This is a genomic window from Burkholderia territorii, assembly GCF_001718335.1.
Taxonomy (GTDB): domain Bacteria; phylum Pseudomonadota; class Gammaproteobacteria; order Burkholderiales; family Burkholderiaceae; genus Burkholderia; species Burkholderia territorii.
The window spans coordinates 752,865-777,359 of record NZ_CP013365.1 but is presented as its reverse complement, the minus strand read 5'-3'; the positions used below and the strand labels follow the sequence as shown (position 1 = coordinate 777,359).

The window sequence follows — 24,495 nt, the reverse complement described above, 5'->3', positions numbered from 1 at the left end:
CTTCGGGCTCGCGCGATTGCAACCATGGCGCCAATGACGGATGTCATGCCGAGCTCGTCATGCCGGAGGCGCCGCGCCGCGCGGCCGCGTCATGTCCAGATCCGGCACGTCGTCGCCGAACGTCGAGGCGACCAGCGTGCGCATCGCGGCGATCAGCAGCGTCGGCCCCGACTGGTTGAACGTGCAGCGCTCGCCCGCGGCCGGCACCGCGCGATGCAGCACGGCGCGCCACGGACCGCGCGCACCGTCGCGCTCGAACGCGGCGAATGGCAGCCGCTCGACGATCGGGCCGCCGTCGACCCACGACAACGACGGCGCAAACGGCACCGGCGCGCCGCCCGGCTCGCGAACCACCGTGCAACCCGACGCGTCGACGCGCGGGCCATCGCAATCCTCGGCCATCGCCACCCAGTAATCCAGCGCCGCGCCTGTCAGGTCTTCGACTTGCATGACCGCCTCCGCTTCATATTGGGCCGCGACATCGCAACCGCCGCGCGCGTCGCGTTTCCTCGCCACCGTCTTTGATCCGCCGCGTCAACGCGATAAGCATAGTTCAAATCGTTGCTTGTCCGCGCCGGGAGCGTCCTCGAGAATGACTGAACGGGCTCGCGCCCGGTTTCGTTTTCCTAACGTTTCCACTCCGATCGATCCATGCTTCCACTGCGTCTGCTGCGATCGCTGCTGATCGCCTCCGTCTTCACGCTGCCGGCCGCCGCCGCGCACGCGGACAAACCCGCCCTCATCCGCATCGGCGTCGCTCAGCAAGGTGCCGGCGATCCGCCGACCTTCGGCGGCTCGTCCGCCGCGACCGTGCAATTGCAGCAACTCGTCGAAAAGGAATTCGCGGCCGACGGCATCAAGGTGCAGTGGCTGTTCTTCAAGGGCGCCGGCCCGGCCGTCAACGAAGCGATCGCCAACAAGGCACTCGACTTCGCGTACCAGGGCGACCTGCCCGCCGTGCTCGCGCGCGCCAACGGGCTCAAGACGCATCTGCTGCTCGCCACGAGCGTCCGCTCGGGCGTCAAGATCGCGGTGCCGCCCGATTCCGACATCAAGTCGATCAAGGACCTGAAGGGCCGTCGCGTATCGATCTTCCGGGGTACGAACCTGCAGCTCGTCGCCGACAACGCGCTCGCGAAGAACGGGCTCGACGAACGCGACCTGCGCGTGACCAACCTCGACACCGCGAGTGCGCTGGCCGCCCTGGCGTCGAAGGGCATCGACGCGTCGGTGAACGACTATCAGCTGTACAAGCTGCGCGACGCGGGCCTCGCGAAAATCATCTACGAATCGCAGAACGACGGCCCGCAGTTCACGCGCCAGACACACCTGCTGGTGCTCGACGACTTCGAACGCGCGCATCCGGACATCGTGCAGCGCGTGGTCGACGCGGTCGTGAAAGGCGCGCACTGGTCGTCCGACGAAGCCAACCGCGATGCGCTGTTCAGGCTGTGGGCGAAGAGCGGCGTGCCGGTGTCGTCGTGGCAGGCCGACTATGCGAACCAGCGCCTGAAGGATCGCCTGTCGCCGCTGATCGACCCGTTCCTGGTCGCGCGCTACAAGGCTGTCGCACAGGATGCGTTGCGACTGAAGCTGATCCGCCAGCCCGTCGACGTCGACGGCTGGTTCGAGCCGAAGTATCTCGACAACGCGCTGCGTGCGCAGAAGCTCGAACAGTACTGGCCGCGCTACGACGCGTCCGGCAAGCCGCTGTCCTGAACCGGAATCAGCCGATGAGCGACACCGCGATCCCGATCCCGTCGTCCGACCCGCATGCGCTCGGCGCGTCGTCGCGCCGTCGCGCGGCCGTGAAGCGGCTGGCGTGGCTGCTCGCGCCGTGGGCGCTGCCGGCGCTGCTGTTCACGCTATGGAGCGTCGGCAGCGCGCGCGGCTGGATCGCGCCGCAGATCCTGCCGCCGCCCGATCAGGTCTTTCAGGCACTCGCCGAACTCGCGGCGAGCGGTGATCTCCTGCGCCATACGCTGATCAGCCTGCAGCGCGTGCTGGTCGGTTTCGCGGCCGGCACGCTGCTCGGTTTCGCGATCGGCGCGGCGCTCGGCCTGTCGCGCACGTTCGAAGCATACGTGCTGCCGAGCTTCAATGCGCTGGTGCAGATTCCGGTGCTCGGCTGGCTGCCGTTCCTGCTGCTGCTCGTCGGCGTCGGCGAGCCGCTCAAGTACCTGCTGATCGCGCATGCGGCACTGGTGCCGGTCACGCTGAGCACGTTGCAAGGTTTTCGTCAGGTGCCTGCCGCGCTCGACGAGGTCGCGCGCGGATTCGGCTACACGCGCCGCCAGCGCATCGCCCACGTCGTGCTGCCGGCCGCCGTGCCGACGCTCGCGACCGGCGTGCGGCTCGCGTTCACGAAATCGTGGCTCGCGCTCGTCGTCGTCGAGCTCGTCGCGTCGTCGGAAGGACTCGGCTACCTGATCGTGTACGGCAGGCAACTGTTCCAACTCGATCTCGTGATGGCCGCCGTCGTCGTGGTCGGCGCGGTGGGCCTGCTGATCAACCGGCTGCTCGACGCGCTCGAAGCACGCCTGCGTCGCGGCGTGCCGTCCGCGTTTCGCGGCTGACGCTGCACGTCCCGCTTCCCGAGGAGTCCTGTCATGCCGCATTCTGCTACGCCGATACCGCACGAAGCGCAGCGCGCCAACGTCGAGACACGACGCCGCCACGCGCCTGACTGGCGCGGCCTCGTGCTGCCGCTGGCCGCCGTCGCGATCTGGTGGGCGATCGCGTCCGCGCATCTCATCAACAGCGGACTGCTCGTCAGCCCCGCCGACGTGCTGCGCACCGCATGGACGCAGGTCGCGAGCGGCGCGCTGGTCCGCGCATTGTCGGCGTCGCTTGCGCGCGAAGCATGCGGTTTCGCGATCGGCGCGACGGGCGGGCTGCTGCTCGGTGCCGCGCTGGGGCTGTCGCGTATCGCAACGCGCATCGTCGGCCCGAGCTTCGACACCTTCAAGCAGATCTCGCTGTTCGCGTGGATCCCGCTGATCTCCGTCTGGTTCGGCCTCGGCGACATCGCGAAGGTCGTGTTCCTGTCGCTCGCGGCGCTGCTGCCGGTCGCCGCGCATACCTGCGACGGCATTCACGCGGTGCCGCGCGCGTATGTCGACGTCGCCCGCGCGCTGCGCTATTCGCGGCTCCAGCTCGTGCGCCACGTGATCCTGCCCGCCGCGCTGCCGTCGATCTTCACCGGGCTCTACCTCGGCCTGATCTATTCGTGGCTCGCGACGCTCGGCGCCGAATATCTTCTCGTTGCGGGCAGCGGTATCGGCAACACGCTGATCGACGGCAGCGAGCAATTCCGCATGGATCTCGTGCTGTTCGGGATCGTCGTCGTCGGCGCGACCGGGTGGGTGCTGAACGCGCTCGCCCGCGCGATCGAGCGCAAGGTGCTCGCGCAGCGCGGCGACCTGAGCGCCTGATCGTCCTTTTTTCCCGTGACTTCCTACGCCTGCTCCGCCATGACGACCCTTGCCTCCGATTCGCTCGACATCCTTCACGTGAGCAAACGCTATGCGCAGCGCGGCGCGGCGCTCGCCGTCCTCGACGACGTCTCGCTGCACGTGCGCGCCGGCGAGTTCGTCACGATCGTCGGCGCGAGCGGTTGCGGCAAGTCGACGCTGCTGCGGCTGATCGCCGGGCTCGACACCGACTACGCGGGCGAGATCCGCGCGGGCGACGAGGTCGTGCGCGACACGTCGCTGCAGCGCGGCATCGTGTTCCAGGACCATCGGCTGTTCCCATGGCTGACCGTCGCGCAGAACATCGAGGCCGCGTTGCGCAACGCACCGCTGGATGCGCGGCGGAAACGCCGCGCGGTTGCCGATCACATCGCGCTGGTCGGGCTGGATGGCTTCGAGCACGCGTATCCGAACCAGTTGTCAGGCGGCATGGCGCAACGTGTCGCGATTGCGCGCGGCCTCGTGAACCGTCCCCGCGTGCTGCTGCTCGACGAGCCGTTCGGCGCGCTCGACGCTCAGACGCGCGCGCGCATGCAGAACGAACTGCTGCGCATCTGGGAACAGGAGCGCATCACGATGATCCTCGTCACGCATGATGTCGACGAGGCTGTCTATCTCGGCGATCGCGTTGTCACGATGGCGCCGCGCCCCGGCCGCATCGAGCGCATCGTCGAGGTCGCGCTGCCGCGCCCTCGCCGCCGCGATTCGCCGGAATTCGCGCGGCTGCGCGCCACGGTGCTCGCCGATTTCGACGACGGCGACGACGATCGGCCGGGCGGCCCGCCCGCGTGGGCCGATACGCCGCATGCGCACCGGATCGGCGCATGGCGGCTCGCATGGTAGGCACACGCGCACGCGTCGTTGCATCGCACTTCCGCGCATATCGATCGATCGGTCACGCACGCTAAGGTTGTGACGATTGATCGGTTCCGGTTCCGCGCGGTCCCTGCTTGAATGGAAGCCCGAACGCCCTCACCTCAGGAGACTCCCGATGTCCGAAGTCCAGCACGCCGCTCACCCGTCATCGCACGCCGCGCCGCGCACGGCCGTCGCCCCGCTTCAGCTTCGCCAGGTCGCCGGCCGGATCGGCGCCGAAATTTCCGGCGTGCGGCTGTCGGCCACGCTCGACGATGCGACGTTCGACGCGATCCACGCCGCGCTGCTGCGCCACAAGGTGCTGTTCTTCCGCGGCCAGCGCCATCTCGACGACGCCGCGCAGGAAGCGTTCGCGCGCCGTTTCGGCGACACGGTCGCGCATCCGACCGTGCCGTCCGTCGACGGCAGCGCGCATCTGCTCGAACTCGATTCCGCGCACGGCGCGCGCGCCAACTCGTGGCACACCGACGTGACCTTCGTCGACGCTTATCCGAAGATCTCGATCCTGCGCGGCGTCGTGATTCCGCCGGTCGGTGGCGACACGGTATGGGCCAACACGGCCGCCGCGTATGCGCATCTGCCCGACACGCTGCGTACGCTCGCCGATACGCTGTGGGCCGTCCATACCAACGCGTACGACTACGCGTCGACGCACGTGCATGCCGATGAAACGCAACTGAAGCGCTACCGCGAAGTCTTTACGTCGACCGTCTACGAGACCGAGCACCCGGTCGTGCGCGTGCATCCTGAAACGGGTGAACGCACGCTCGTGCTCGGCCACTTCGTGCAGCGGATCAAGGGCCTGTCGACGCAGGATTCCGCACATCTGCTGCAGGTCTTCCACGAGCACGTGACGCGCCTCGAGAACACCGTGCGCTGGAGCTGGCAGGAGGGCGACGTCGCGATCTGGGACAACCGCGCGACGCAGCATTACGCGATCAACGACTACGGCGATGCGCGCCGCGTCGTGCGCCGCGCGACCGTTCATGGCGACGTGCCGGTCGGCATCGACGGCCGGCAAAGCGTCGTGCTGAAAGGGCCCGGTGCCACGCTGCAGTAATGCATGTCGGGCACGAACGGCAACGCGTCGCCGTACGTGCCCGAGCGGCGGCCCACGCCACGTTACCGGAAACCAGACCACGCATCCTCGCCCGCCGAACCGGCTCGCCAGCCTGTCGCGATGTCGGCCGTTCGTTCCGTCCACTTCCGCCAGGAGCGTCGCATGAGCGCCCTACTCGAACCCGCCGGCCAGCCGGTCGACGTGATTCCGCTGTCCGCCCACATCGGCGCGGAGATTCGCGGCGTCGACCTGACCCAGCCGCTGACCACCCCGCAAATCGCCGCGATCCGCCACGCACTGCTGAAATGGCGCGTGGTTTTCTTCCGCGAACAATTCCTCACGCACGAGCAGCACGTCGCGTTTTCCGCGCAGTTCGGCGAGCCGACCGTCGGCCACCCGGTGTTCGGGCATGTCGAGGGATACCCCGCCGTCTATTCGATCGGGAAGCACCGCAAGGCGACGCGCTTCGAAGGCGAGCCGGTGCGGCGGCCGTGGACCGGCTGGCATACCGACGTCACCGCGGCCGTGAATCCGCCGTGGGCGTCGATCCTGCGCGGCGTGACGATCCCGCCGTACGGCGGTGACACGCAGTGGACCAATCTCGTGCGCGCGTACGAGACGCTGTCCGCGCCGCTGCGAGGCTTCGTCGACGGGCTGCGCGGCATTCACCGCTTCACGCCGCCGGCCGGCGCACGCGCGACGGGCGCCTTCGACGAAGCCGTTGAGCGCCGCCCGCTCGTGACCGAGCACCCGCTCGTGCGCGTCCATCCGGAGACCGGTGAGCGTGCGCTGTACGTGAGCCCGAGTTTCCTGAAATCGATCGTCGGGCTGACGCCGCGCGAAAGCCAGGCGCTCCTCGAACTGCTGTGGGAACACGTGACGCGGCCCGAATTCACGATCCGCTTCAAGTGGGAAGCGCGCAGCATCGCGTTCTGGGACAACCGCGCAACCGCGCATCTCGCGCCCGTCGACATCTTCGATCTCGACTTCGATCGCCAGCTTTACCGCACCACACTCATCGGCGACGTGCCGGTCGGCCCGGACGGACGGCCATCGGTCGCGCTCGAAGGCTCGCCGGTGGAAACCGCGGCGGCGGTCGCGCTCAACTGACGCGCGACGCACACACGGACCGGCGCGCCGGTCCGTTATCGCGAGCACATCGATACATCGACCCGCCGCGCCTCACTCCAGCCACACACCATCGAACCGATGCCCGCCGAGCGGCGAGAACGTCACGCCGTGCACGCGTTTCGAGATCGGCAGCGATACGATGGACGTCGCGATCGGCGTGAACGGCACCTGATCCTTGAACACGACCTGAGCCTGCTCGTAGAGCGCCGTGCGCTTCGCGACGTCCGCGTTCGAGCGCGCCGCGTCGACGAGCCGCTCGAAATCCGCGTTGCACCACTTCGCGAGGTTACTGCCGTGCACCGCATCGCAGCCGAGCAACGTGCCTAGCCAGTTGTCGGGGTCGCCGTTGTCGCCCGACCAGCCGTACAGGATCGCGTCGTGCTGCCCGTCGTGCTTCGCGCGGCGGTTGTACTCGCCCCATTCGTAGCTGACGATCTTCGCGCGCACGCCGATCCTCGCCCAGTCCTGCTGGATCAGTTGCGCCATCAGCTGCGCGTTCGGGTTGTACGGGCGCTGCACCGGCATCGCCCACAATGTCAGGTCGAAACCGTTCGGGAATCCTGCATGAGCGAGCAGCGCCTTCGCGGCGGCGAGGTCGCGCGGCGCGTCCTTCAGACGCGGGTTGTACGACCATTGCGCCGGTGGCATCGGGTTCGTCGCGATCGTCGCGTCGCCGTTGAACACGGTCTTGATGATGGCCGCCTTGTCGATCGCGATGTCGAGCGCGCGCCGCACGTCGACGCGATCGAGCGGCGGATGCTGCGTGTTGTACGCGACGAAGCCGACGTTGAAGCCCGTCCCGGAAAACAACGTGAGCGTCGGGTCGCGCCGCACCGTCTCGAGATCGGCTGGCCGCGGGAACACCGACACCTGACACTCGCCGGCCGTGAGCTTCTGCAGGCGCACGGCGGGATCGGGAGTGATCGCGAACACGAGATGCGCGAGCTTCACGTCGTCCGGCTTCCAGTAGTCGGGGTTCGCGTCGTAACGGATCGTCGCGTCCTTCTGGTACGCGCGCAACTGGAACGGCCCGGTGCCGACCGGAAACTGGTTGATGTCGGCTTCGCGATGGCGCGCCGCCAACCGGGACGCATATTCGGCCGACAGGATCGACGCGAATGCCATCGCCAGATTGCGCACGAACACGACGTCCGGCGACTTCAGCACGAAGCGCACCGTATCGTCGTCGACTTTCTCGATGCGCTCGATGTTGCGGTCGAATCCGAGATCGCTGAAGTACGGGAAACTGACCGGATAGGCCTTGCGGAACGGGTCGTCGGGGTCGAGCATCCGGCGAAACGTGAACACGACGTCGTCCGCCTGGAACGGCCGCGTCGGCTTGAACCATGCGGTCGTCTGGAACTTCACGCCGCGGCGCAGGTGGAACGTGTAGACGCGCTGGTCGGGCGACGCGTCCCAGCTCGTCGCGAGCGACGGTTCCAGATCGAGCGTGCCGCGCTTGAACTGCACGAGCCCGTTGTAGATCGTGTACGTGCTCGCGTCGAAATCGGTGCTGGTCGTGTGCTGGCCGGGATCGAATCCGGCCGGACTGCCTTCGCTGCAATACACGAGCGTCTTGCCGGCCGGCGCCGCGAAAGCGTGCGTGTGCGCGCCGGCGAGCAGCAGCACCGCGGCCATGGCAATGGATGCGCGCCGCGCACGATGCGCGGCGAACGGGATAAATGGACTGTTCATGATGGCGGTCGAGAAAGACTGTCATGCGAATGACGACCGCCGATCTTCGCGCGCCATCCGCCAATCGCTTACCAATTAATTGCGCGTTGCTTATCGCGGTGGATGCATCCCGCTGCCGCTGCATGGAAATATCCACGCGAGCGCCGGGGACATGCGGGCGACGCCGGCTGCCGCGCGCCGCTGCGGGCCGCGCGGCGACGCCACTCGCGGCACCGCCTTCCGGCCCTCTGCAGGTTCTCCGGAATTGGCGCATCGTATCGGCTTGGTCAACGCCGCAATGCGCACCAGCAACCCGCGCGCACGTTGCGACGCGGCGTGCCTGTCGGCGCGCTGCACCTTCCTGGAGGATCCACGATGTCGATCAACCCCGATACGCCCTCTCGTCCCGTGAAGTCGCCGGGCCCCGATCATCCGATCACGATCGAACCGCACCCGTTGCGCGTCGTGGTCAAGGTGGCCGGCAAGGTCGTCGCCGATACGCGCCGTGCGCTGGCGCTTCGCGAGGCCACCTATCCCGCCGTGCTGTACGTTCCGCGCGAGGACGCCGACATGGCGCTGCTGCAACGCACCGACCATGCGACGTACTGCCCGTACAAGGGCGATTGCGCGTATTACTCGATTCCCGCCGGCGGCGAACGCGCGACCAACGCAGTGTGGACGTACGAGCATCCGAACCCGGCCGTCGAACCGATTCGCGCGCATCTCGCGTTTTACCCGGATCGCGTCGACTCGATCGAGGAGACCCCGCTCGGCGCCGATTGAGCGCGGCGGCGCGCTCGCGGCCCGTCGTTCAGGTATCGTCCCGCCGCTGATTTGCATATGCGGATTCGTTGGTTGGCCGCCGATTCGCGCGGCCTTATCGTCGTGCATCCGGCGCGGGCCACCGGATGCGTGCATGCCTGCATCCGGCCTCGCCCGTGCCGGGCGCGCCGCAAGCGCAGCCCCGTGAACCCGCCAGCAGGACGCCTCGATGAACGACACACAGCACGCAGATCTTGAAACGCCCCCGGCAAATCCGCGCCGCCGCCAGTGGTTGCACGGCGCGGCCGCCGGACTGGCCGGGCTCGCGCTCGGCCCGCTCGCGGGCATGCCCGCACTGGCCCAGGGCAACGACAAGCGGCTGCGCATCGGTTTCCAGAAATACGGCAACTTCGTCGTCCTCAAGGCACGCGGCACGCTCGAGAAGCGACTCGCGAGCCAGGGCGTGACCGTCCAGTGGCTCGAGTTCCCGGCCGGGCCGCAATTGCTCGAAGGGCTGAACGCGGGCGCGATCGACGTCGGCACGGTCGGCGAGACGCCGCCGATCTTCGCGCAGGCCGCGGGCGTCGATTTCGTCTATCTCGGCAACGAGCCGCCGGCGCCTCACGGCGAGGCGATCGTCGTGCTGCCCGACTCACCGATCCGCACCGTCGCGCAATTGCGCGGCAAGAAGGTCGCGTTCAACAAGGGTTCGAACGTCCACTATCTGCTCGTGAAGGCGCTCGAGCATGCCGGCCTCACATATGCCGACATCCAGCCGATCTACCTGACGCCCGCCGACGCGCGCGCCGCGTTCGTGCAGCGCAGCGTCGACGCGTGGGTGATCTGGGATCCGTACCTGGCGGCCGCCGAACGGCAGCTCGGCGCACGCGTGATCGCGAACGGTGACGGCCTCGTGCGCAACACGCAGTACTACCTCGCCGCGCGCAAGTATGCCGCCGCGCAGCCGCAGGTGCTGCGCACGCTGCTCGACGAAGTCGACGCGCTGGATCGGTGGGCACGCGACCATGTCCCGGAAGTCGCCGCGCAACTGTCGCCGCTCGTCGGCCTCGACGCGCCGACGCTCGAAGTTGCGCTCAAGCGTACCGGCTACGGCGTGCAGCCCGTCACCGATGCGACGCTCGCGTATCAGCAGAACATCGCCGACGCGTTCAGCGCATTGAAGCTGATTCCGGGCAAGGTGACGGTCGCCAACGCACGCTGACGCGCCGCCGCGGCGCCGCGTTACGGTACATGCGCCGCGCCGATGCGCCGCCACTCGTCGTAATCGGTGACGAGGCCCGCGTCGTCCACCGCGATATCGGCCGCGTACGTGCCGCTCTCGTAGCGGTACACGCGCTCCGCCGTGCGCGCATAGCGTTGCTCGCCGCGCACGATCTCGAACGCCGGAAATCGCAGCCACGCCGTTTGGATGACGGCCGACGCACCGACCGCCAACCGAAGACGCCGGATCGGCAGCGTATTGGTCGACGGACTGAAGCCGAGATCGATGTCGGTCGCGCCCGCGAGGGTCGGCGCGTCGACGCCGTCGATCGTCCAGCGGCCCGCGTTGCATTCGATCGAGAGTCGCCGGGGCGCCGCCGCGCCGAGCCAGTACGCGACGTGCACCGATCGCGTCAGCCAATCGGCGCCGCATGCGATCGCATAGTCGACGCGAAACGGCGTGCCGTCGATCGCGCCGGCGACCGCGCCCGACAGGTCGATGCCCGTGCGCGTCTCGACGAGCCGGCACCATTCGGCCGCGTGCCAGGCCTGCGTGATCTGCCATGCGACGCATCGCGTGCGCGCTGCTTCTTCCCGTTGCGTCATGTCGTCTCTCGTCGGTTTCATCGGTCGTTGGTGCGCGCTTCCGGATCGATGTCGCGTGTCGGATCGTTGCGCACCTTCGGTATCACTGCCGCCGCCTCGGCTCCCACCAACGATCGGCATCACGGGCGAGATTTCAACGAGCGCCCGCCGCGCAGTCGCGCGCGGCGCGTCACCACGCCTGCCGATAGATCGCCAACGCGTCGGCTTCCGTGACTTCGCGCGGATTGTTCACGAGCAGGCGCGTCTGCAGCATCGCGTCCGACGCCATCCTCGGCAAATCGCCCTCGCCGATGCCGACCTCGCGCAGCGTGCGCGGAATGCCCGTCGCGACGATCAGTCGGTCGATCTCGCCGATCAGCGCCTGCGTCCTCGCTTCGTCGCTGCCCGTCGCGGATGGCGCGACGATGGCCGCGAGCTCGGCATACAGCGGCGCGGCAGCCGGCGCGTTAAAGCGCAGCACGTGCGGCAGCACGAGCGCATTCGACAGCCCGTGCGGCACATGGAAAATACCGCCGACCGGGTACGCCAGCGCATGCACGGCCGCGACCGGCGCGTTCGCGAATGCCTGGCCGGCGAACATCGCGCCGACCAGCATCGCCTCGCGCGCGTGGCGATCGCCGCCGTCGTCGCAGGCCTTCAGCAGATTGCGCGACAGCAGCGTCAATGCCTGCACGGCGAGCATGTCGGACACCGGATTCTTGAGCCGCGACGACGTATAGGCTTCGATCGCATGCACCATCGCGTCGATGCCCGTCGCGGCCGTTGCCGCGCGCGGCAGCCCGAGCGTGAGCGCGGCGTCCAGGATCGCGACGTCCGCGAACAGATGCGGCGACACGACGCCCATCTTGCGCGCCTCGCCGACCGTGACGATCGACACGGCCGTCACTTCGGAGCCGGTGCCGGCCGTCGTCGGCATCTGCACGAGCGGCAGCCGCGACGTTGCAACCTTGTCGACGCCGTACATGTCGGCCAGTGCCTGCCCGCCCGGCGCGAGCACCGCGATCAGCTTCGCGACGTCCATCGACGAACCGCCGCCGAGGCCGAGCACGATTTCCGCATCGACCGCCACAGCGCGCGCGGTCGCCTCGAGCACGACGTGCTCGGGCGGATCGGCGATCACGTCGTCGATCACGGTCACCTGCCAGCCGTGCGCGGCGAGGCTCTCCAGCGCGGGCGCGAGCACGCCGCTGCGATGCAGGAACGCGTCGGTGACGACGCACAGCCGCACGAGCGCCGGAAAGCGTTCGCGCAACAGCGCGCCGAGCCGGCTCGCGGCGCCGAATTCGACGATCTGCGTCGGAACGGTGCGGAATTGAAACGGGTTCATCGGGCGTCTCCGGGTGGTGTCGCCGTGCCGGTGTCCGGTTGCACCATGTAGGACGTCACGTCGCGACGATCGAGCAACGGAATGATCGCGCCGAAGCCGATGCGCTGGAAATGCGGCGTTTCCCGATGCACGTCGAGGCCGTCGGCATCGCGGTAGCGCTCGAGGATCACGATATGGTCGGGATCGACCGGCGACCGGAAGTACGCGTAGTCGATGTTCTTCGGCTCGGTACGCGTAGCTGGCGCGAGTTCGGCCAGCAGTTCGATCACGCGGTCGCCGTTGCCGGGTTTCGCGAAGAAATGCGCGATGACCTGCAGGTAAGGTTCGTTCATGCTGCGCTCCGTATTCGCCAGCGGCCCGTCATGACGGGCCGTCAATCACAATGCACGGGTTGCTCGTCGAAGATCGCGGTCGGTCGCCCGACACGGTAGCGATACCCCGACGTCGCATTGTATTGATTCGGCGCCGCGCGCGCAGCGCGTCGTCACGCACGCGGCGGCAACGCTCCGCGAACGGCACGCGTCAGCCCCGCCGAATGCCGGCGCGGCGCCCTGACCGGCCGGCTTTCCTCACGTCGCGGGCCCCGCTGCGCAGGCCGCTACCACGGCACGGTGCGCCCCAGGTAATCGAGGTATTCGAGCCCCGCACGCCGTTGCTTGCCGATCAACACGTTCACGAGGCTCGGCACGCTTTCGTCGATCGTCAGCCGCGCATCCGGGCCGCCGAGTTCCGTGCGCACCCAGCCCGGCGCCATCAGGACCATCGCGCGCGGTGTGCCGGCCTGGCGCGCCGCGAAACTGCGCATGAACTGATTCAACGCGGCCTTGCTGCCGCGGTAGACCTCGCGCATTCCGGTCACGTTGTTCGCGACGCTCCCTTGCCCCGACGACATCGCGCCGATGAGGCCGTCCGCCGTCACGAGATCCTGCAGCGCCTCGATCACGCGCATCGGCGCCAGCGCATTCGTGATCATCACGCGCACGAATTCGTCGACCGCGACTTCGCCGATCGTTTCGTTCGGATCGTTCGTCGTGCCGGCGTTCACGAACAGCATGTCGAAGCGCCTGCCCGACAGGCGCGCGCGCAGCGCGGCCAGTTGTTCCGGCTCGCAGATGTCGAGCGTCTCAATCTCGAGCCGTCCGTCGAAGCGTTCGGCGAGCGCGTGCAATTGCGTACGCCCCGATGCCGCGCGCACGGTGCCGGTCACGTGCCAGCCCTTGTTCAGGAATTGCTCCGCCATCGCGAGCCCGAGGCCGCGCGAGGCGGCAACGAGCAGGATCGATGGTGTATTCGGATTCGATATGGTCGCTTGCATTGGACTTCACCTTTGCCGGAGTTCGTCATCCGGCGACTATAGGCGCGCATCATCACATGCACCAGACGCATCAAATGCAATCGATAGTTGCACCAAACGCCCTGTCATGTCGCGCGATGTCGTATGCTGTCCGGATGGAAGACATCGACCTGAACCTCGTCACCGCGCTCGACGTGCTGCTGACCGAAGGGAGCGTGACCGGCGCCGGGCGCCGGCTCGGGCTGAGCACCTCCGCGATGAGCCGCACGCTCACGCGGCTGCGTGCCGCCACGGGCGATCCACTGCTCGTGCGCGCCGGACGCCGGCTCGTGCCGACACCGCACGCATCGGCGTTGCGCGATCGCGTGCATGCGATCGCGAGCGATGCGCGTGCCGTGCTTCGTCCGGCTGCGGCCGACATCGACATGGCCACGCTGTCGTCCACGTTCACCATCCGTGCGGCCGCGTCGTTCATGGACATGCTCGCCGGCCCGGTGGTGGCCGCGATCGGCGACATCGCACCCGGCGTGCGCGTGCGTTTCGTCGCGAGGCTCGACCGCGATCCGGGGCCGCTGCGCGACGGCACGGTCGATCTGGAAATCGGCAAGCGCGGCGACGACGCGCCCGAGCTGCACACGCGCGAGCTCTTTCACGACGAACACGTCGCGGTGGCGCGCGCCGGGCATCCGCTGTTCGCGGCGGCCAGGATCACGCCCGCCCGCTACGCGGCCTGCCGTCACGTCATTGCATCGCAGCTCGGCGATTTCAGCGGGCCGGCGAACGATCCGGCACACACGCCTACGGCCGCCCATATCGTGCAGGTCGTGGTGCCCGGCTATCCCGATGCGATGCGCGTCGCGGCCGGCACCGACCTGATTGCGCTCGTCCCGCGCTCGAGCCTCGGCAATGCATTCACGCCGGGGCTCGCGGACGCGCTGGGACTGCGCAGCTTCGCGATACCGGTCCGCATGCCCGAGATCCTGATCTCCGCGCTCTGGCATCCGCGGATGCAGCACGACCCCGCGCATCGCCGTCTGCGCGACGTCGTCATCGACGTGTGCAAGCGCGCGTATCCAGCGGCCCGCGCACCGCGCGCACCGGCCGGCGGCACCAAAACGCACGCGGCAGGCAACACCCGGGGCGCCCATCAGCCGGCCCGGCGTTCATGATGGAGCGGATTCCCGCATTGCCCGGGCTGCGGACGGCCTGGCACGCGCCACGCCGCATGCGCTGACGAACCGGGCGCCGCCGCGTATTCGACGACACGGCTTCCGCACGGCATTCCCCAATCCGGCCATTGCGTCGCGCCGGGGGGCGTCGGCGAGCCCCCTTCGGCTAAAATGCCGCACTTTCCATCCTGTCCGGCCCGCTCGCCATGCAACCCGCCTCCCCCGCCCGATCCGCCTCCCACGGCGCCGACGACGCAGAGTCGTCGCGCGACCTCGTCTATGGCCCCAATGACCGGCCTGCGCCGATGGTCGCCTTCGTCGCCGCGCTCCAGCACTTGTTGGCGATCATCGTGCCGATCGTCACGCCCGGCCTGCTGATCTGCCAGGCGCTCGGCGTATCGAGCCGCGATACGACCCTTATCGTGTCGATGTCGCTGGTGATTTCCGGTATCGCGACCCTCGTGCAGTGCAAGCGCTTCGGCCCGCTCGGCGCCGGCCTGCTGATCGTGCAGGGCACCAGTTTCAACTTCGTCGGCCCGCTGATCGCCGGCGGCAGCGTGATGGTCAAGCAGGGCACGCCGGTCGAGACCGTGATGGCCGCGATCTTCGGCGTCGTGATCGCCGGTTCGTTCGTCGAGATGGGCGTGTCGCGCATCCTGCCGTTCGTGAAGCGCCTGATCACGCCGCTCGTCACCGGCATCGTCGTGTTGCTGATCGGCCTTACGCTGATCAAGGTCGGGCTCATCAGCATGGGCGGCGGCTACGGCGCGATGGCCAACGGCACGTTCGCGAGCGCCCAGAACCTGACGCTGTCGTGCCTCGTGCTCGGCACGATCATCCTGCTGAACCGCGTGCCCATCGTGTGGGTGCGCAGCACCGCGCTCGTGATCGCGCTCGTGATCGGCTATGCCGCGGCCGCGCTGCTCGGCCGCCTCGACTTCACGGGCGTACGTCAAGCCGCGCTGTTCCAGGTCCCGACGCCGCTGCACTTCGGCATCGGTTTCTCGTGGTCGCTGTTCGTACCGATGCTGATCATCTACCTCGTCACGTCGCTCGAGGCGATCGGCGACGTCACGGCCACCAGCAAGATCTCGAAGGAGCCGGTCGAGGGGCCGGTGTGGATGCGGCGGATCAAGGGCGGTGTGCTCGTCAACGGCGCGAACTCGCTGCTGGCCGGCGTGTTCAACACGTTCCCGAGCTCGGTGTTCGCGCAGAACAACGGCGTGATCCAGATCACCGGCGTCGCGAGCCGCCACGTCGGCATCTGGATCGCGGGCATGCTCGTGGTGCTCGGGCTGTTCCCGGTCGTCGCGGGCGCGCTGCAGGCCGTGCCGGAGCCCGTGCTCGGCGGTGCGGCGATGGTGATGTTCGGCGCGGTGGCCGCGTCCGGGATCAACATCCTGTCGGGCATCCACCTCGATCGCCGGGCGCTGCTGATCATCGCGGTGTCGCTCGCGCTCGGCCTCGGCGTGTCGCAAGTGCCGGACATCCTGAACAGCCTGCCGCACGCGCTGAAGAACGTGCTGGAATCGGGCGTCGCGACGGGCGGCATCTGCGCGCTCGTGATGAACTGGTTCCTGCCGGAACGGAAGTAACGCTTCGGTCTCCATGACGACGCGGCCCGATGGCGGGCTGCGTCGCACTCCACGGCCGCAGGTTGGCCGGGCGCCCGACTCTCGCTAGAATCGGGTCATGCCTCAAGCCCCCGTCTCCACGAATACGTCGGAAGCCAACGCGGTCCCCTTCAAGGAACGCGCGACCATCGTCTGCTACCGCGAAGAACAGGTCTTGCTCGTTGCGCGCGTATCGTCGCGCTGGGCGTTGCCCGGCGGCACGATCAAGCGCAGCGAAACGCCGCTCGAAGCTGCCCATCGGGAATTGCTGGAGGAAACCGGCATCGTCGGCCAGAACCTCGTCTATTCGATGCAGTTCACCGGGCTCGCGAAGGTGCACCACGTGTTCTTCGCCGAGGTCGGCGCGGAGCAGACGCCCAGGCGAGCAACGAGATCGAAAGGTGCAAGTGGTTTCGGATCGACAACATCGATGCGCTGCGGGCGAGCATCCCGACGAAGCGCATCGTCGAACTCGTCTATCGGCACGAAATCCTCAAGTAGGTAGACACCCCACCCCCAACCGCTCGCGCGAGCCGATATGATGCGCGCACGGTCCGTCGTCGCGTTCCCTTTCGAGCGAGCTGCAGATGAACAGTGCGTACACCTACCGGGGATACACGATCGATGTCCGCTGTGAATTCCAGCTGGACCCGCCGCGCGAGCACGCGCCGCCGCCCGGCGCGCTGCGGTTCGGGTTCGTCGCGATCGTGCAGGTTCGCGCGGCCGGCGTCGCGCCGCGCCTGCTGGCGCCGGTACGGCTGGGCGACGATGGCGGCCGCCTGTTCGACGACACACGCGACGCGTTGCGCGCGGGTCGCGCGGCCGGCGAAATCATCGTCGACGACCTGTTGATCGATTCCGGCTCGGTCGACGGGCGGGCGCACTCCTGAACCGGCGTATGGTCTGTGACGTTCTGCGCGGATCGACGGTGCGACGATGCTCAGTTCAGGCGCTTTCGGCGTAGTTCGTGCGTGGAATAGACGACGAGGAAGATCCCCAGCATCGCGACGCCGGATGCGAGAAAGTCGTTTGCGGTGCCCGCGCTGTTCAGCGATTTCGGGAAAATACCGAGACTCAGTCCCGCGGCAGCCAGGAGCACGCCCGCCGCCACACCCCACACCGGTCCGGTGGTCTTGTCGATTGTGTTTTTCATACAGCATCCGTCTACAGTGGTTGCCTGAACGGCGGCGGCGCATCGCGCACGCGGCTATCGCTCTTGCTTCGACTATAGCCGCGAAATAATCGGGGCGGATTCAGTGCTTTCACCGATCAAGTTTTTGCCGATCGCGAAACGGGCTGGTCCAGCGACACGCTCCCTGCTTGGCTGATCCGGAAACCGATTCGTTCGCCGTGCGCCGCAATCCGTGCCGCCGGATCGCGAATACCGGCCGAGAGGCGCCACCTCTTACGCTCCGACGCAAAATTTACGGTTCGTTTCAAAACTGTCCATATTGTGGACGTTCCCCGAGGCTATGCTTCGTGCACCGACAATAAGTTCAGAGGGGGACACAACAATGAACAATACATACTGGAAGGCCGCCCTATGTGCCGCAGCGGTGCCGTTCGCGCTTGCAGGGTGCGGCGGCGGCGACGACGGCAGCAGCCCGCAAACCGGCACGCTGCATGTCGCGATGACCGATGCGCCTTCATGCGGCTTCGATCACGTCTACATCACCGTATCGCAGGTTCGCGTCAATGCGAACGGGAATGCTTCCGACAACGATGCCGGCTGGTCGACGATCACATTGGCGACCCCGCAAAAGATCGACCTGCTCTCGCTGACCAACGGCGTACTCGCCGATCTGGGCCAGACCGCGCTGCCGGCGGGCCAGTATCAACAGGTCCGCCTGGTTCTCGCGCAGAACCAGGGCAATACCCTCGCGAACTCGGTCGTCCCGACGGGCGGCACGGAACAGGCGCTTGCATCGCCGAGCGCGACGCAAAGCGGCTACAAGATCATCCAGCCTTTCACGGTTCAACCGAACACGCTCGTCGACCTCGTACTCGACTTCAACGCGTGCAAATCGATCGTCCAGCGCGGCAACGGCACGTACGCACTGAAGCCGGTCGTCACCGCGATACCGACCGTCGTGAGCGGCGCGATCTCCGGTTACGTCGCATCGGCCGAAGCCGGCGCGACCGTGTATGCGGAACAGGGCGGCAAGGTGGTCCGCGGCACGGTGGCCGACGGTACCGGGAAGTTCGTGCTGTCGCCGCTGATCCAGAGCTCGACGCAAGGCAACTACGACGTCGTGATCGTGCAGAACAACTTCGCGTCGGGTATCGTGCGCTCGGTTCCGGTCGTCGTGAACACGACCACGGCGGTGTCCGCATCGAACGCGCCGATCACGCTGCCGGCGTCGACGATGAGCACGGTCAGCGGCACGGTGACGGCAAGCGCCGATGCATTCGTCCGTGCATTGCAGAGCGTCGATGCAAACGCGTACGAGATCACGTCGATCAACGCGAACATGGATACCGGCGCCTACGCGCTCAACGTACCGACGGCCGCGCCGATCGTCGGCACTTATTCGGGCTCGCTGCCCGTCATGCTGGCTGCTTCGCCGGGCGCCGCCGCACAATATACGATCGAGGCGGATGCAGCGTCCGGCGCGACCCAGTCGACGAACGTCAACGCAACGACCAGCCAGTCGAACGTCAATTTCAGTTTCTGACGAACGGGCGGCATCATCGAAAGGGCCGCACGGCCCTTTCCTCAATAAACGGGAGAACGAAGTGAAGAAAGGGGTTATCGCATTGCTCGCAGCAGCGAGCGTGGTCGGCGCGCTCAGCGGATGCGTCGCATACGTTCCGGGCCCGCCGGTCGTCGTCGCACCGCAAGGTGGGCCGGGGAACGGGTTCTGCCCGCCCGGACAGGCAAAGAAAGGCAATTGCTGATTGCATGAGGCCCGCGTAAGCGGGCCTTCCATTTTCGACGGCTCGGCAACGGGTACGAGGCGAGTCCGATCAACGCCGCGCGAGCCACGATCGCCGGTTCGGGGCAACGGATATGCGGGCTCGGAGCACGTCCGGTTCGGTTCAACGCGCGCTACCCTTTGCGTCGGGCCTCAACGGCGAACGGAACGTGCTCGAAATGCTTCCTGCAATGTTGCTGCCTACGAAGCGTAGCGCCCGTAATCGAGACTGCAACGATGACTTGTTCTGCAGGGGCTGATTGCCATCGCGCACGCGGTGGCCAGATCGCAGAAAACCCATGTGGCGGAAGGCAGCCAGACCGCAAATTTGGAAAAATCAACTCCGCGACGTGCTCCCCATCAATAGCTCCCAGCTTAACGGCAAAACAAACCTCACCTCAATTTGACATCTTATATCCCGAATAACATATAACATGGGATTAAAATACCGGAATAGCACACCTCCGAACAAGTGTTCGCACGTCAATTTTCCGATAGCTTGTCATAGCTCCACAAGATAATTAGCAATCCTTCGATCATATTTGTTACCGATCTCAGGATACCATCTTCGCCTTCTTTATACGACCACCGGTGAGGGCAGATCCGTTCAAATCGATGAAACCCGCAGGCTGTCCGTGCAAGCGAACGCTTCAACAACAAGAGCCTCGACGCCTTGACCTGCATCCAAAGAACGTTCTCACGCACACCATTTGCGGATGAGTCGAATCCATCATCATGCGGACGGAAGTCATCCTGCCCCACGTCGCGATTTTTAAATATATTAAATCTGATTTAATTTTTTCCCATCATCTCCCGTTAGGGCATCAATTATATCTTTCCCAAAGTAGAGTTATGCTAAGCTCTGTCGCGTCTCGTGATTAGCCCAATACTCTCCTTTTGTTTTGATAACGCAAGGCAAGGCAACATCCAATGACAACCAAACGTCGCCCTTTGCGCCGTATCGCAAGGATACTTTCGTCTGTTTATGTAATCGCGATATCTCTTAACCCGCTCCCAAGTAATGCCCAGGTCACGCTCAATTTCGTGAATGCGGATATCGGTCAAGTCGCGAAGGCGATCGGCGCGACGACCGGCAAGACCATCATCGTCGACCCCCGCGTGAAGGGGCAGCTCAATCTTGTGGCCGAACGGCCGGTGCCGGAAGACCAGGCGCTGAAGACGCTGCAGTCGGCGCTGCGCATGCAGGGCTTCGCGCTCGTGCAGGATCACGGCGTGCTGAAGGTCGTGCCGGAAGCCGACGCGAAGCTGCAGGGCGTGCCGACCTATGTCGGCAATGCGCCGCAGGCGCGCGGCGACCAGGTCATCACGCAGGTGTTCGAGCTGCACAACGAATCGGCGAACAACCTGCTGCCGGTGCTGCGGCCGCTGATCTCGCCGAACAACACGGTCACCGCCTACCCGGCGAACAACACGATCGTCGTCACCGACTACGCCGACAACGTGCGCCGCATCGCGCAGATCATCTCGGGGGTCGACAGCGCCGCGGGCGCGCAGGTGCAGGTCGTGCCGCTGCGCAACGCGAATGCGATCGACCTTGCCGCGCAGTTGCAGAAGATGCTCGACCCCGGCGCGATCGGCAACAGCGACGCGACGCTGAAGGTGTCGGTCACGGCCGATCCGCGCACCAATTCGCTGCTGCTGCGCGCATCGAGCGCGTCGCGCCTCGCCGCGGCGAAGCGTCTCGTGCAGCAGCTCGACGCGCCAAGCGCGGTGCCGGGCAACATGCACGTCGTGCCGCTGCGCAATGCCGACGCGGTGAAGCTCGCGAAGACACTGCGCGGGATGCTCGGCAAGAGCAGCAACGACAGCGGTTCGTCGGCGTCGTCCAACGATGCGAACAGCTTCAACCAGAACGGCGGCTCGTCGTCGAGCGGCAATTTCTCGACCGGCACGTCGGGCACCCCGCCGCTGCCGTCGGGCGGCCTCGGCGGTTCGTCGTCATCGTCCTACGGCAGCGGCGCGTCGGGCAGCGGCGGCATCGGCAGCGGCGGCCTGCTCGGCGGCGACAAGGACAAGGGCGACGACAACCAGCCGGGCGGGATGATCCAGGCCGACGCGGCCACCAACTCGCTGATCATTACCGCGTCCGACCCGGTCTACCGGAACCTGCGCTCGGTGATCGACCAGCTCGACGCGCGGCGTGCGCAGGTCTATATCGAAGCACTGATCGTCGAGCTGAACTCGACGACGCAGGGGCAACTCGGCATCCAGTGGCAGGTCGCGAGCGGCCAGTTCCTCGGCGGCACGAACCTGACGGCCAAGACAGGTGACGTCGCGAACAACAGCATCATCAGCCTCACGGGGGCGGGCAACGCCAATCCCGGTCTGAAAGCCAATTTGTCGGCGCTGGCGCCGGGCCTCAACATCGGCTGGCTGCACAACATGTTAGGTGTGCAGGGGCTCGGCGCGCTGCTGCAGTATTTCTCGGGCGTGAGCGACGCGAACGTGCTGTCGACGCCGAACCTGATCACGCTCGACAACGAGGAAGCGCAGATCGTCGTCGCCGACAACGTGCCGATCCCGACCGGTTCGTATTCGAACCTGACGAGCGGCACGACGAGCAATGCGTTCAACACGTACGACCGTCGCGACGTCGGCCTGACGTTGCACGTAAAGCCGCAGATCACCGATGGCGGGATTCTGAAGCTGCAGTTGTATACCGAGGATTCCGCGGTCGACACCGCGACGTCGAATTCGCAGACGGGCCCGTCGTTCACGAAGCGCTCGATTCAGTCGACGATCCTGGCCGACAATGGCGAAGTCATCGTGCTCGGCGGCCTGATGCAGGATGCGTACAACGTGTCCAACAGCAAGGTGCCGCTGCTCGGCGACATTCCGTGGATCGGCCAGCTGTTCCGTTCCGAAAGCAAGCAGCGCAAGAAGACCAACCTGATGGTGTTCCTGCGCCCGGTGATCATCTCCGATCGCAGCACCGCGCAGGAAGTCACGGCAAACCGCTACGACTACATCCAGGGCGTGACGGGCGCGTACAAGTCGGACAACAACGTGATCCGCGACAAGGACGATCCGGTCGTCCCGCCGATGCCGCTCGGTCCGAGCCAAGGCGGCACGCCGGCCGGCAATCTGTTCGATCTCGACAAGATACGCCGTCAGCAACTGCAGCGCGAGGTAGCACCGGTCCCCGAGTGAGGCTGGCCCCCGAAATTGCCTTGATCAACATGTCGGGTACCAGCTGCGATGCGCCAGCCATGCCGCGAGCCTCGTCTAAAAAGCGTCAACGATTGACGATTCCCTTTCCACCGGCATGTTGGATGATTTCCCTACGAGCGTCCCCGACCGGCCTTGCTCAACTCGCGCAGCGACTGGAGAGAATATGCGTGGTCCGGCACGTATACAGGTCGATCAGCAAGCGGTTGGACCACTGCGGAGCGGGACGACACCGCAGCCTTCGTGCCCGGCTCGGTTCCCGCTACGTAGTACACGTGGCTGTTCCGCTTCACGCTACCGGCCGCCAGCTTGACCACCCTCGCGTCCTGAACGAGTGTTGACAGCAGCAATCTCGTCTGATGGATCGTGATCGAATGATGTGCGGAGATCTCGCGCTCGCGATAACCTACACCCGGCTTCATCGCGTTCACCACGTCGCCTGCATGTACCTCGACCACGCGCTGTGCTGCGTCGTGGCGCGACAGCGGCACTCCCTCGTCAATCCGATAAACCCGGGACCGATATCCACCATAGTCATTACGAAACATGGCGCACTCGACCTTGCCGGCCTGTTCCAGTTGCTTAAGCTGTACGCGGACGATGGCAGTTGGCATTCCAAGGTTATCGGCCAGTCTGGCCGGCTCGTACGTCCGTCCGGACTGCATCGCCGCAAGAATATGCAGGGCATCCGGTGCAATTAGTGCAGGCATGTTCTTGGTTGCTCTCTTCATGTCACTTTGTGGCGCTTGACATTGTTTTGTTCGCCACCGATTTTGATCCCTGGTGACGTCTCGCAATCAACGCGACGGGACCGATCGGCGCGTTTGACCTGATCCTCGTGCCGAGCACATTGAAGGCAATGGGTGCCATCTCGAAGTGGTTGAGCCAACCCAAACCGGCGTCGTGCCTGCGGGTGGCCACTTTGCGGAGCCAATGTAACCGTGCATCTCTCATTTCAATGTCGGCGTCGTTCCGACCGCTTCGATCAGTGATGGTCGGGTCGCTTCGGCGATCACCCACAGTGATCGCAGTGAACGACCGTATTCGGTGTCGAACGTGGGACGATTCGACCAGAGCGACGGCACGGTCGTCGTCCGATGTACATCGGCACCCGGCGCTGAACCGGCAACGTAAAAAAGAGGATGCGGCACACGATCGGTCGACATCGTTCGCACCACACGCGCATCGCGCAACAGCACGGCGAGCAGTTCGGTCGTGCGCCGTGCCGACAGCCCGAGCGAGGTGCCGAGCGTGGTCGCGCGATACGCGACGCCAGGCGTCATTGCCTCCAATACGTGGTGTGCCATCGCCTGCGGTATGTCATCGGCGGGATTCGGCGTGGTTCTGTCTGGCGCTTCGCTCAGTGCTGTCTTCGCCAGCCGATATCTCGCGCGAATGCGATTTCCTTCCGCCTTATTGACCACCACCAAATGGCCGGACTCGACAAGCGCGGTCACACGCGACCGGATCTCGGATGTGCCGACACTCGCCAGACGTGCCAACTGATACATTTGATAGAGCTTGTTCGCCGCCAGCGCAGCAAGCAGTGACGCATCAGCGCCGGTGATCGCCCGCTGCATGACCGGCGCATCCACGCGCGCGTAAAACCACCTCGATGCACCGCCAGGAATCATTACGCGCACGCGCTCGAATTTTCCGGTATCGACGAGCACGGTCACGCATGACCGAGTCACGTGCGCCTGCAAACCAACGCGTTTCGCGATGAGGTGAATTGGGAGGCGTTCACCGGGAGACACCGCATCGAGAATCTGACGGAGGCAGTCTGCCGACGCGCTCTCTGTCGCCCTGGCGCTGGTTTTTCGGGATCGTGCGGGACGGGAAGTCGTGTTCATGGCCTTATTGTGTAGGGGCTTGTACGACAGCATCAATAAAGTGCATAGGACTTCGATGTTTTCTCTGAAAAATGGCCACACATCAAATCAGCCGTAGGTTGCCACGCCTACCGAATCGACATTGGCATCCGACTGCGACATGATCTTGGCCTGCCATACGAGCACCCATCACATTCGAGAAGCGAAGTTGGAGCTCCGCGAACGTTATCTCGTCCCCATCGAGATGCTGCCTAATCTTGGTAAGCGGTACACATAGGTCGACGGTTCTCGGCCTGTCGCTGAACGAACCGGCATATGACGCGATCTCGTGCAGCGGCCGATCGATCGGCTGT

At 66.0% G+C, this 24,495-nt stretch carries 22 protein-coding genes and 1 pseudogene; 14 read left to right on the top strand and 9 right to left on the bottom strand.

The features are described 5' to 3' along the window. Positions 1–57: 57 nt before the first annotated feature. Complete coding sequence (locus WS51_RS03545; protein ID WP_059774269.1) at positions 58–450, bottom strand: phage protein NinX family protein; 393 nt, start codon at positions 448–450, stop codon at positions 58–60. A gap of 201 nt (positions 451–651) precedes the next feature. On the opposite strand from WS51_RS03545, the gene WS51_RS03540 reads away from it, so the two are divergent. The 6 genes from WS51_RS03540 (at position 652) to WS51_RS03515 (ending at position 6,519) form a co-directional block, all read left to right on the top strand. Beyond that, a complete protein-coding gene (locus WS51_RS03540) occupies positions 652–1,719 on the top strand; it encodes an ABC transporter substrate-binding protein (RefSeq protein ID WP_059507188.1) in 1,068 nt (355 codons plus the stop codon). 14 nt (positions 1,720–1,733) lie between these two features. Then, the gene (locus WS51_RS03535) at positions 1,734–2,576 is read left to right on the top strand and encodes an ABC transporter permease (protein ID WP_069228602.1); all 843 of its coding nucleotides are present in this window, start codon (positions 1,734–1,736) and stop codon (positions 2,574–2,576) included. A 33-nt stretch (positions 2,577–2,609) separates the two neighbouring features. Further along, the gene (locus WS51_RS03530) at positions 2,610–3,434 is read left to right on the top strand and encodes an ABC transporter permease (protein ID WP_059773280.1); all 825 of its coding nucleotides are present in this window, start codon (positions 2,610–2,612) and stop codon (positions 3,432–3,434) included. Positions 3,435–3,473: 39 nt separating this feature from the next. After that, on the top strand, positions 3,474–4,316 hold the full coding sequence (locus WS51_RS03525; protein ID WP_059773277.1) for an ABC transporter ATP-binding protein: 843 nt from the start codon (positions 3,474–3,476) through the stop codon (positions 4,314–4,316). 148 nt (positions 4,317–4,464) lie between these two features. Further along, positions 4,465–5,409 carry a TauD/TfdA dioxygenase family protein gene (locus tag WS51_RS03520; RefSeq protein WP_059507184.1) on the top strand — a complete coding sequence of 315 codons (945 nt, stop codon included), beginning with the start codon at positions 4,465–4,467 and terminating at the stop codon, positions 5,407–5,409. A gap of 162 nt (positions 5,410–5,571) precedes the next feature. After that, positions 5,572–6,519 (top strand): TauD/TfdA dioxygenase family protein, encoded by a 948-nt coding sequence (locus tag WS51_RS03515; protein WP_059507183.1) that lies wholly within the window; start codon positions 5,572–5,574, stop codon positions 6,517–6,519. Positions 6,520–6,591: 72 nt separating this feature from the next. Here the strand turns inward: WS51_RS03515 and WS51_RS03510 are convergent, their stop codons facing one another. Then, positions 6,592–8,178 carry an ABC transporter substrate-binding protein gene (locus tag WS51_RS03510; RefSeq protein ID WP_418219690.1) on the bottom strand — a complete coding sequence of 529 codons (1,587 nt, stop codon included), beginning with the start codon at positions 8,176–8,178 and terminating at the stop codon, positions 6,592–6,594. A 411-nt stretch (positions 8,179–8,589) separates the two neighbouring features. On the opposite strand from WS51_RS03510, the gene WS51_RS03505 reads away from it, so the two are divergent. Both WS51_RS03505 and WS51_RS03500 read left to right on the top strand, forming a co-directional pair. Next, positions 8,590–8,997, top strand: a complete 408-nt coding sequence (locus WS51_RS03505) for a DUF427 domain-containing protein (protein ID WP_059808217.1) — start codon at positions 8,590–8,592, stop codon at positions 8,995–8,997. A gap of 208 nt (positions 8,998–9,205) precedes the next feature. Further along, positions 9,206–10,198 carry a sulfonate ABC transporter substrate-binding protein gene (locus tag WS51_RS03500; RefSeq protein ID WP_069228600.1) on the top strand — a complete coding sequence of 331 codons (993 nt, stop codon included), beginning with the start codon at positions 9,206–9,208 and terminating at the stop codon, positions 10,196–10,198. 20 nt (positions 10,199–10,218) lie between these two features. Here the strand turns inward: WS51_RS03500 and WS51_RS03495 are convergent, their stop codons facing one another. The 4 genes from WS51_RS03495 to WS51_RS03480 form a co-directional block, all read right to left on the bottom strand. Then, positions 10,219–10,803, bottom strand: a complete 585-nt coding sequence (locus WS51_RS03495; protein ID WP_069229109.1) for a putative glycolipid-binding domain-containing protein — start codon at positions 10,801–10,803, stop codon at positions 10,219–10,221. A 169-nt stretch (positions 10,804–10,972) separates the two neighbouring features. Beyond that, positions 10,973–12,130, bottom strand: a complete 1,158-nt coding sequence (locus WS51_RS03490) for an iron-containing alcohol dehydrogenase (RefSeq protein WP_069228599.1) — start codon at positions 12,128–12,130, stop codon at positions 10,973–10,975. Beyond that, a complete protein-coding gene (locus WS51_RS03485; protein WP_059507178.1) occupies positions 12,127–12,462 on the bottom strand; it encodes a putative quinol monooxygenase in 336 nt (111 codons plus the stop codon). The genes WS51_RS03490 and WS51_RS03485 overlap by 4 nt, the downstream gene beginning before the upstream one ends. A gap of 266 nt (positions 12,463–12,728) precedes the next feature. After that, a complete protein-coding gene (locus WS51_RS03480; protein WP_059507177.1) occupies positions 12,729–13,445 on the bottom strand; it encodes an SDR family oxidoreductase in 717 nt (238 codons plus the stop codon). 134 nt (positions 13,446–13,579) lie between these two features. Between WS51_RS03480 and WS51_RS03475 the strand changes: the two genes are divergently transcribed. From WS51_RS03475 to WS51_RS03460, 4 genes and pseudogenes are all read left to right on the top strand, one after another. Continuing rightward, on the top strand, positions 13,580–14,593 hold the full coding sequence (locus tag WS51_RS03475) for a LysR family transcriptional regulator (RefSeq protein WP_069229108.1): 1,014 nt from the start codon (positions 13,580–13,582) through the stop codon (positions 14,591–14,593). Positions 14,594–14,799: 206 nt separating this feature from the next. Then, on the top strand, positions 14,800–16,188 hold the full coding sequence (locus WS51_RS03470; RefSeq protein WP_069228598.1) for a nucleobase:cation symporter-2 family protein: 1,389 nt from the start codon (positions 14,800–14,802) through the stop codon (positions 16,186–16,188). A 97-nt stretch (positions 16,189–16,285) separates the two neighbouring features. Further along, positions 16,286–16,707 (top strand): annotated as a pseudogene (locus WS51_RS03465) (NUDIX hydrolase). An 86-nt stretch (positions 16,708–16,793) separates the two neighbouring features. Further along, the gene (locus WS51_RS03460; protein WP_069228597.1) at positions 16,794–17,096 is read left to right on the top strand and encodes a hydrogenase maturation factor; all 303 of its coding nucleotides are present in this window, start codon (positions 16,794–16,796) and stop codon (positions 17,094–17,096) included. A 50-nt stretch (positions 17,097–17,146) separates the two neighbouring features. On the opposite strand, the gene WS51_RS03455 is transcribed toward WS51_RS03460, so the two are convergent. Next, positions 17,147–17,359: a hypothetical protein gene (locus WS51_RS03455; protein WP_059507174.1), complete on the bottom strand. Its 213-nt coding sequence runs from the start codon at positions 17,357–17,359 to the stop codon at positions 17,147–17,149. A 361-nt stretch (positions 17,360–17,720) separates the two neighbouring features. Here WS51_RS03455 and WS51_RS03450 point away from each other — a divergent pair, with 361 nt between their 5' ends. Both WS51_RS03450 and gspD read left to right on the top strand, forming a co-directional pair. After that, positions 17,721–18,881, top strand: coding sequence for a DUF4382 domain-containing protein (locus WS51_RS03450; RefSeq protein WP_069228596.1), 1,161 nt, complete (start codon positions 17,721–17,723; stop codon positions 18,879–18,881). A gap of 1,191 nt (positions 18,882–20,072) precedes the next feature. Next, on the top strand, positions 20,073–22,292 hold the full coding sequence (gene gspD, locus WS51_RS03445; RefSeq protein WP_418219689.1) for a type II secretion system secretin GspD: 2,220 nt from the start codon (positions 20,073–20,075) through the stop codon (positions 22,290–22,292). A 131-nt stretch (positions 22,293–22,423) separates the two neighbouring features. On the opposite strand, the gene WS51_RS03440 is transcribed toward gspD, so the two are convergent. Then, positions 22,424–23,041: a hypothetical protein gene (locus WS51_RS03440; RefSeq protein ID WP_155773562.1), complete on the bottom strand. Its 618-nt coding sequence runs from the start codon at positions 23,039–23,041 to the stop codon at positions 22,424–22,426. 219 nt (positions 23,042–23,260) lie between these two features. Then, positions 23,261–24,163: a hypothetical protein gene (locus WS51_RS03435; RefSeq protein WP_155773561.1), complete on the bottom strand. Its 903-nt coding sequence runs from the start codon at positions 24,161–24,163 to the stop codon at positions 23,261–23,263. Between the last annotated feature and the right edge of the window lie 332 nt (positions 24,164–24,495).

Excerpts from the sequence above, each read along its gene's own strand:
- WS51_RS03455 (WP_059507174.1), bottom strand. The coding sequence starts at position 17,359 with ATGAAAAACACAATCGACAAGACCACCGGACCGGTGTGGGGTGTGGCG.
- WS51_RS03475 (WP_069229108.1), top strand. The coding sequence starts at position 13,580 with ATGGAAGACATCGACCTGAACCTCGTCACCGCGCTCGACGTGCTGCTG.
- WS51_RS03545 (WP_059774269.1), bottom strand. The coding sequence starts at position 450 with ATGCAAGTCGAAGACCTGACAGGCGCGGCGCTGGATTACTGGGTGGCG.
- WS51_RS03490 (WP_069228599.1), bottom strand. The coding sequence starts at position 12,130 with ATGAACCCGTTTCAATTCCGCACCGTTCCGACGCAGATCGTCGAATTC.
- WS51_RS03500 (WP_069228600.1), top strand. The coding sequence starts at position 9,206 with ATGAACGACACACAGCACGCAGATCTTGAAACGCCCCCGGCAAATCCG.
- WS51_RS03535 (WP_069228602.1), top strand. The coding sequence starts at position 1,734 with ATGAGCGACACCGCGATCCCGATCCCGTCGTCCGACCCGCATGCGCTC.
- WS51_RS03440 (WP_155773562.1), bottom strand. The coding sequence starts at position 23,041 with ATGAAGAGAGCAACCAAGAACATGCCTGCACTAATTGCACCGGATGCC.
- WS51_RS03520 (WP_059507184.1), top strand. The coding sequence starts at position 4,465 with ATGTCCGAAGTCCAGCACGCCGCTCACCCGTCATCGCACGCCGCGCCG.
- WS51_RS03495 (WP_069229109.1), bottom strand. The coding sequence starts at position 10,803 with ATGACGCAACGGGAAGAAGCAGCGCGCACGCGATGCGTCGCATGGCAG.
- WS51_RS03435 (WP_155773561.1), bottom strand. The coding sequence starts at position 24,163 with ATGAACACGACTTCCCGTCCCGCACGATCCCGAAAAACCAGCGCCAGG.
- WS51_RS03460 (WP_069228597.1), top strand. The coding sequence starts at position 16,794 with ATGAACAGTGCGTACACCTACCGGGGATACACGATCGATGTCCGCTGT.
- WS51_RS03525 (WP_059773277.1), top strand. The coding sequence starts at position 3,474 with ATGACGACCCTTGCCTCCGATTCGCTCGACATCCTTCACGTGAGCAAA.
- WS51_RS03470 (WP_069228598.1), top strand. The coding sequence starts at position 14,800 with ATGCAACCCGCCTCCCCCGCCCGATCCGCCTCCCACGGCGCCGACGAC.
- WS51_RS03540 (WP_059507188.1), top strand. The coding sequence starts at position 652 with ATGCTTCCACTGCGTCTGCTGCGATCGCTGCTGATCGCCTCCGTCTTC.
- WS51_RS03505 (WP_059808217.1), top strand. The coding sequence starts at position 8,590 with ATGTCGATCAACCCCGATACGCCCTCTCGTCCCGTGAAGTCGCCGGGC.
- WS51_RS03450 (WP_069228596.1), top strand. The coding sequence starts at position 17,721 with ATGAACAATACATACTGGAAGGCCGCCCTATGTGCCGCAGCGGTGCCG.
- WS51_RS03515 (WP_059507183.1), top strand. The coding sequence starts at position 5,572 with ATGAGCGCCCTACTCGAACCCGCCGGCCAGCCGGTCGACGTGATTCCG.
- WS51_RS03510 (WP_418219690.1), bottom strand. The coding sequence starts at position 8,178 with ATGGCCGCGGTGCTGCTGCTCGCCGGCGCGCACACGCACGCTTTCGCG.
- WS51_RS03480 (WP_059507177.1), bottom strand. The coding sequence starts at position 13,445 with ATGCAAGCGACCATATCGAATCCGAATACACCATCGATCCTGCTCGTT.
- WS51_RS03485 (WP_059507178.1), bottom strand. The coding sequence starts at position 12,462 with ATGAACGAACCTTACCTGCAGGTCATCGCGCATTTCTTCGCGAAACCC.
- WS51_RS03530 (WP_059773280.1), top strand. The coding sequence starts at position 2,610 with ATGCCGCATTCTGCTACGCCGATACCGCACGAAGCGCAGCGCGCCAAC.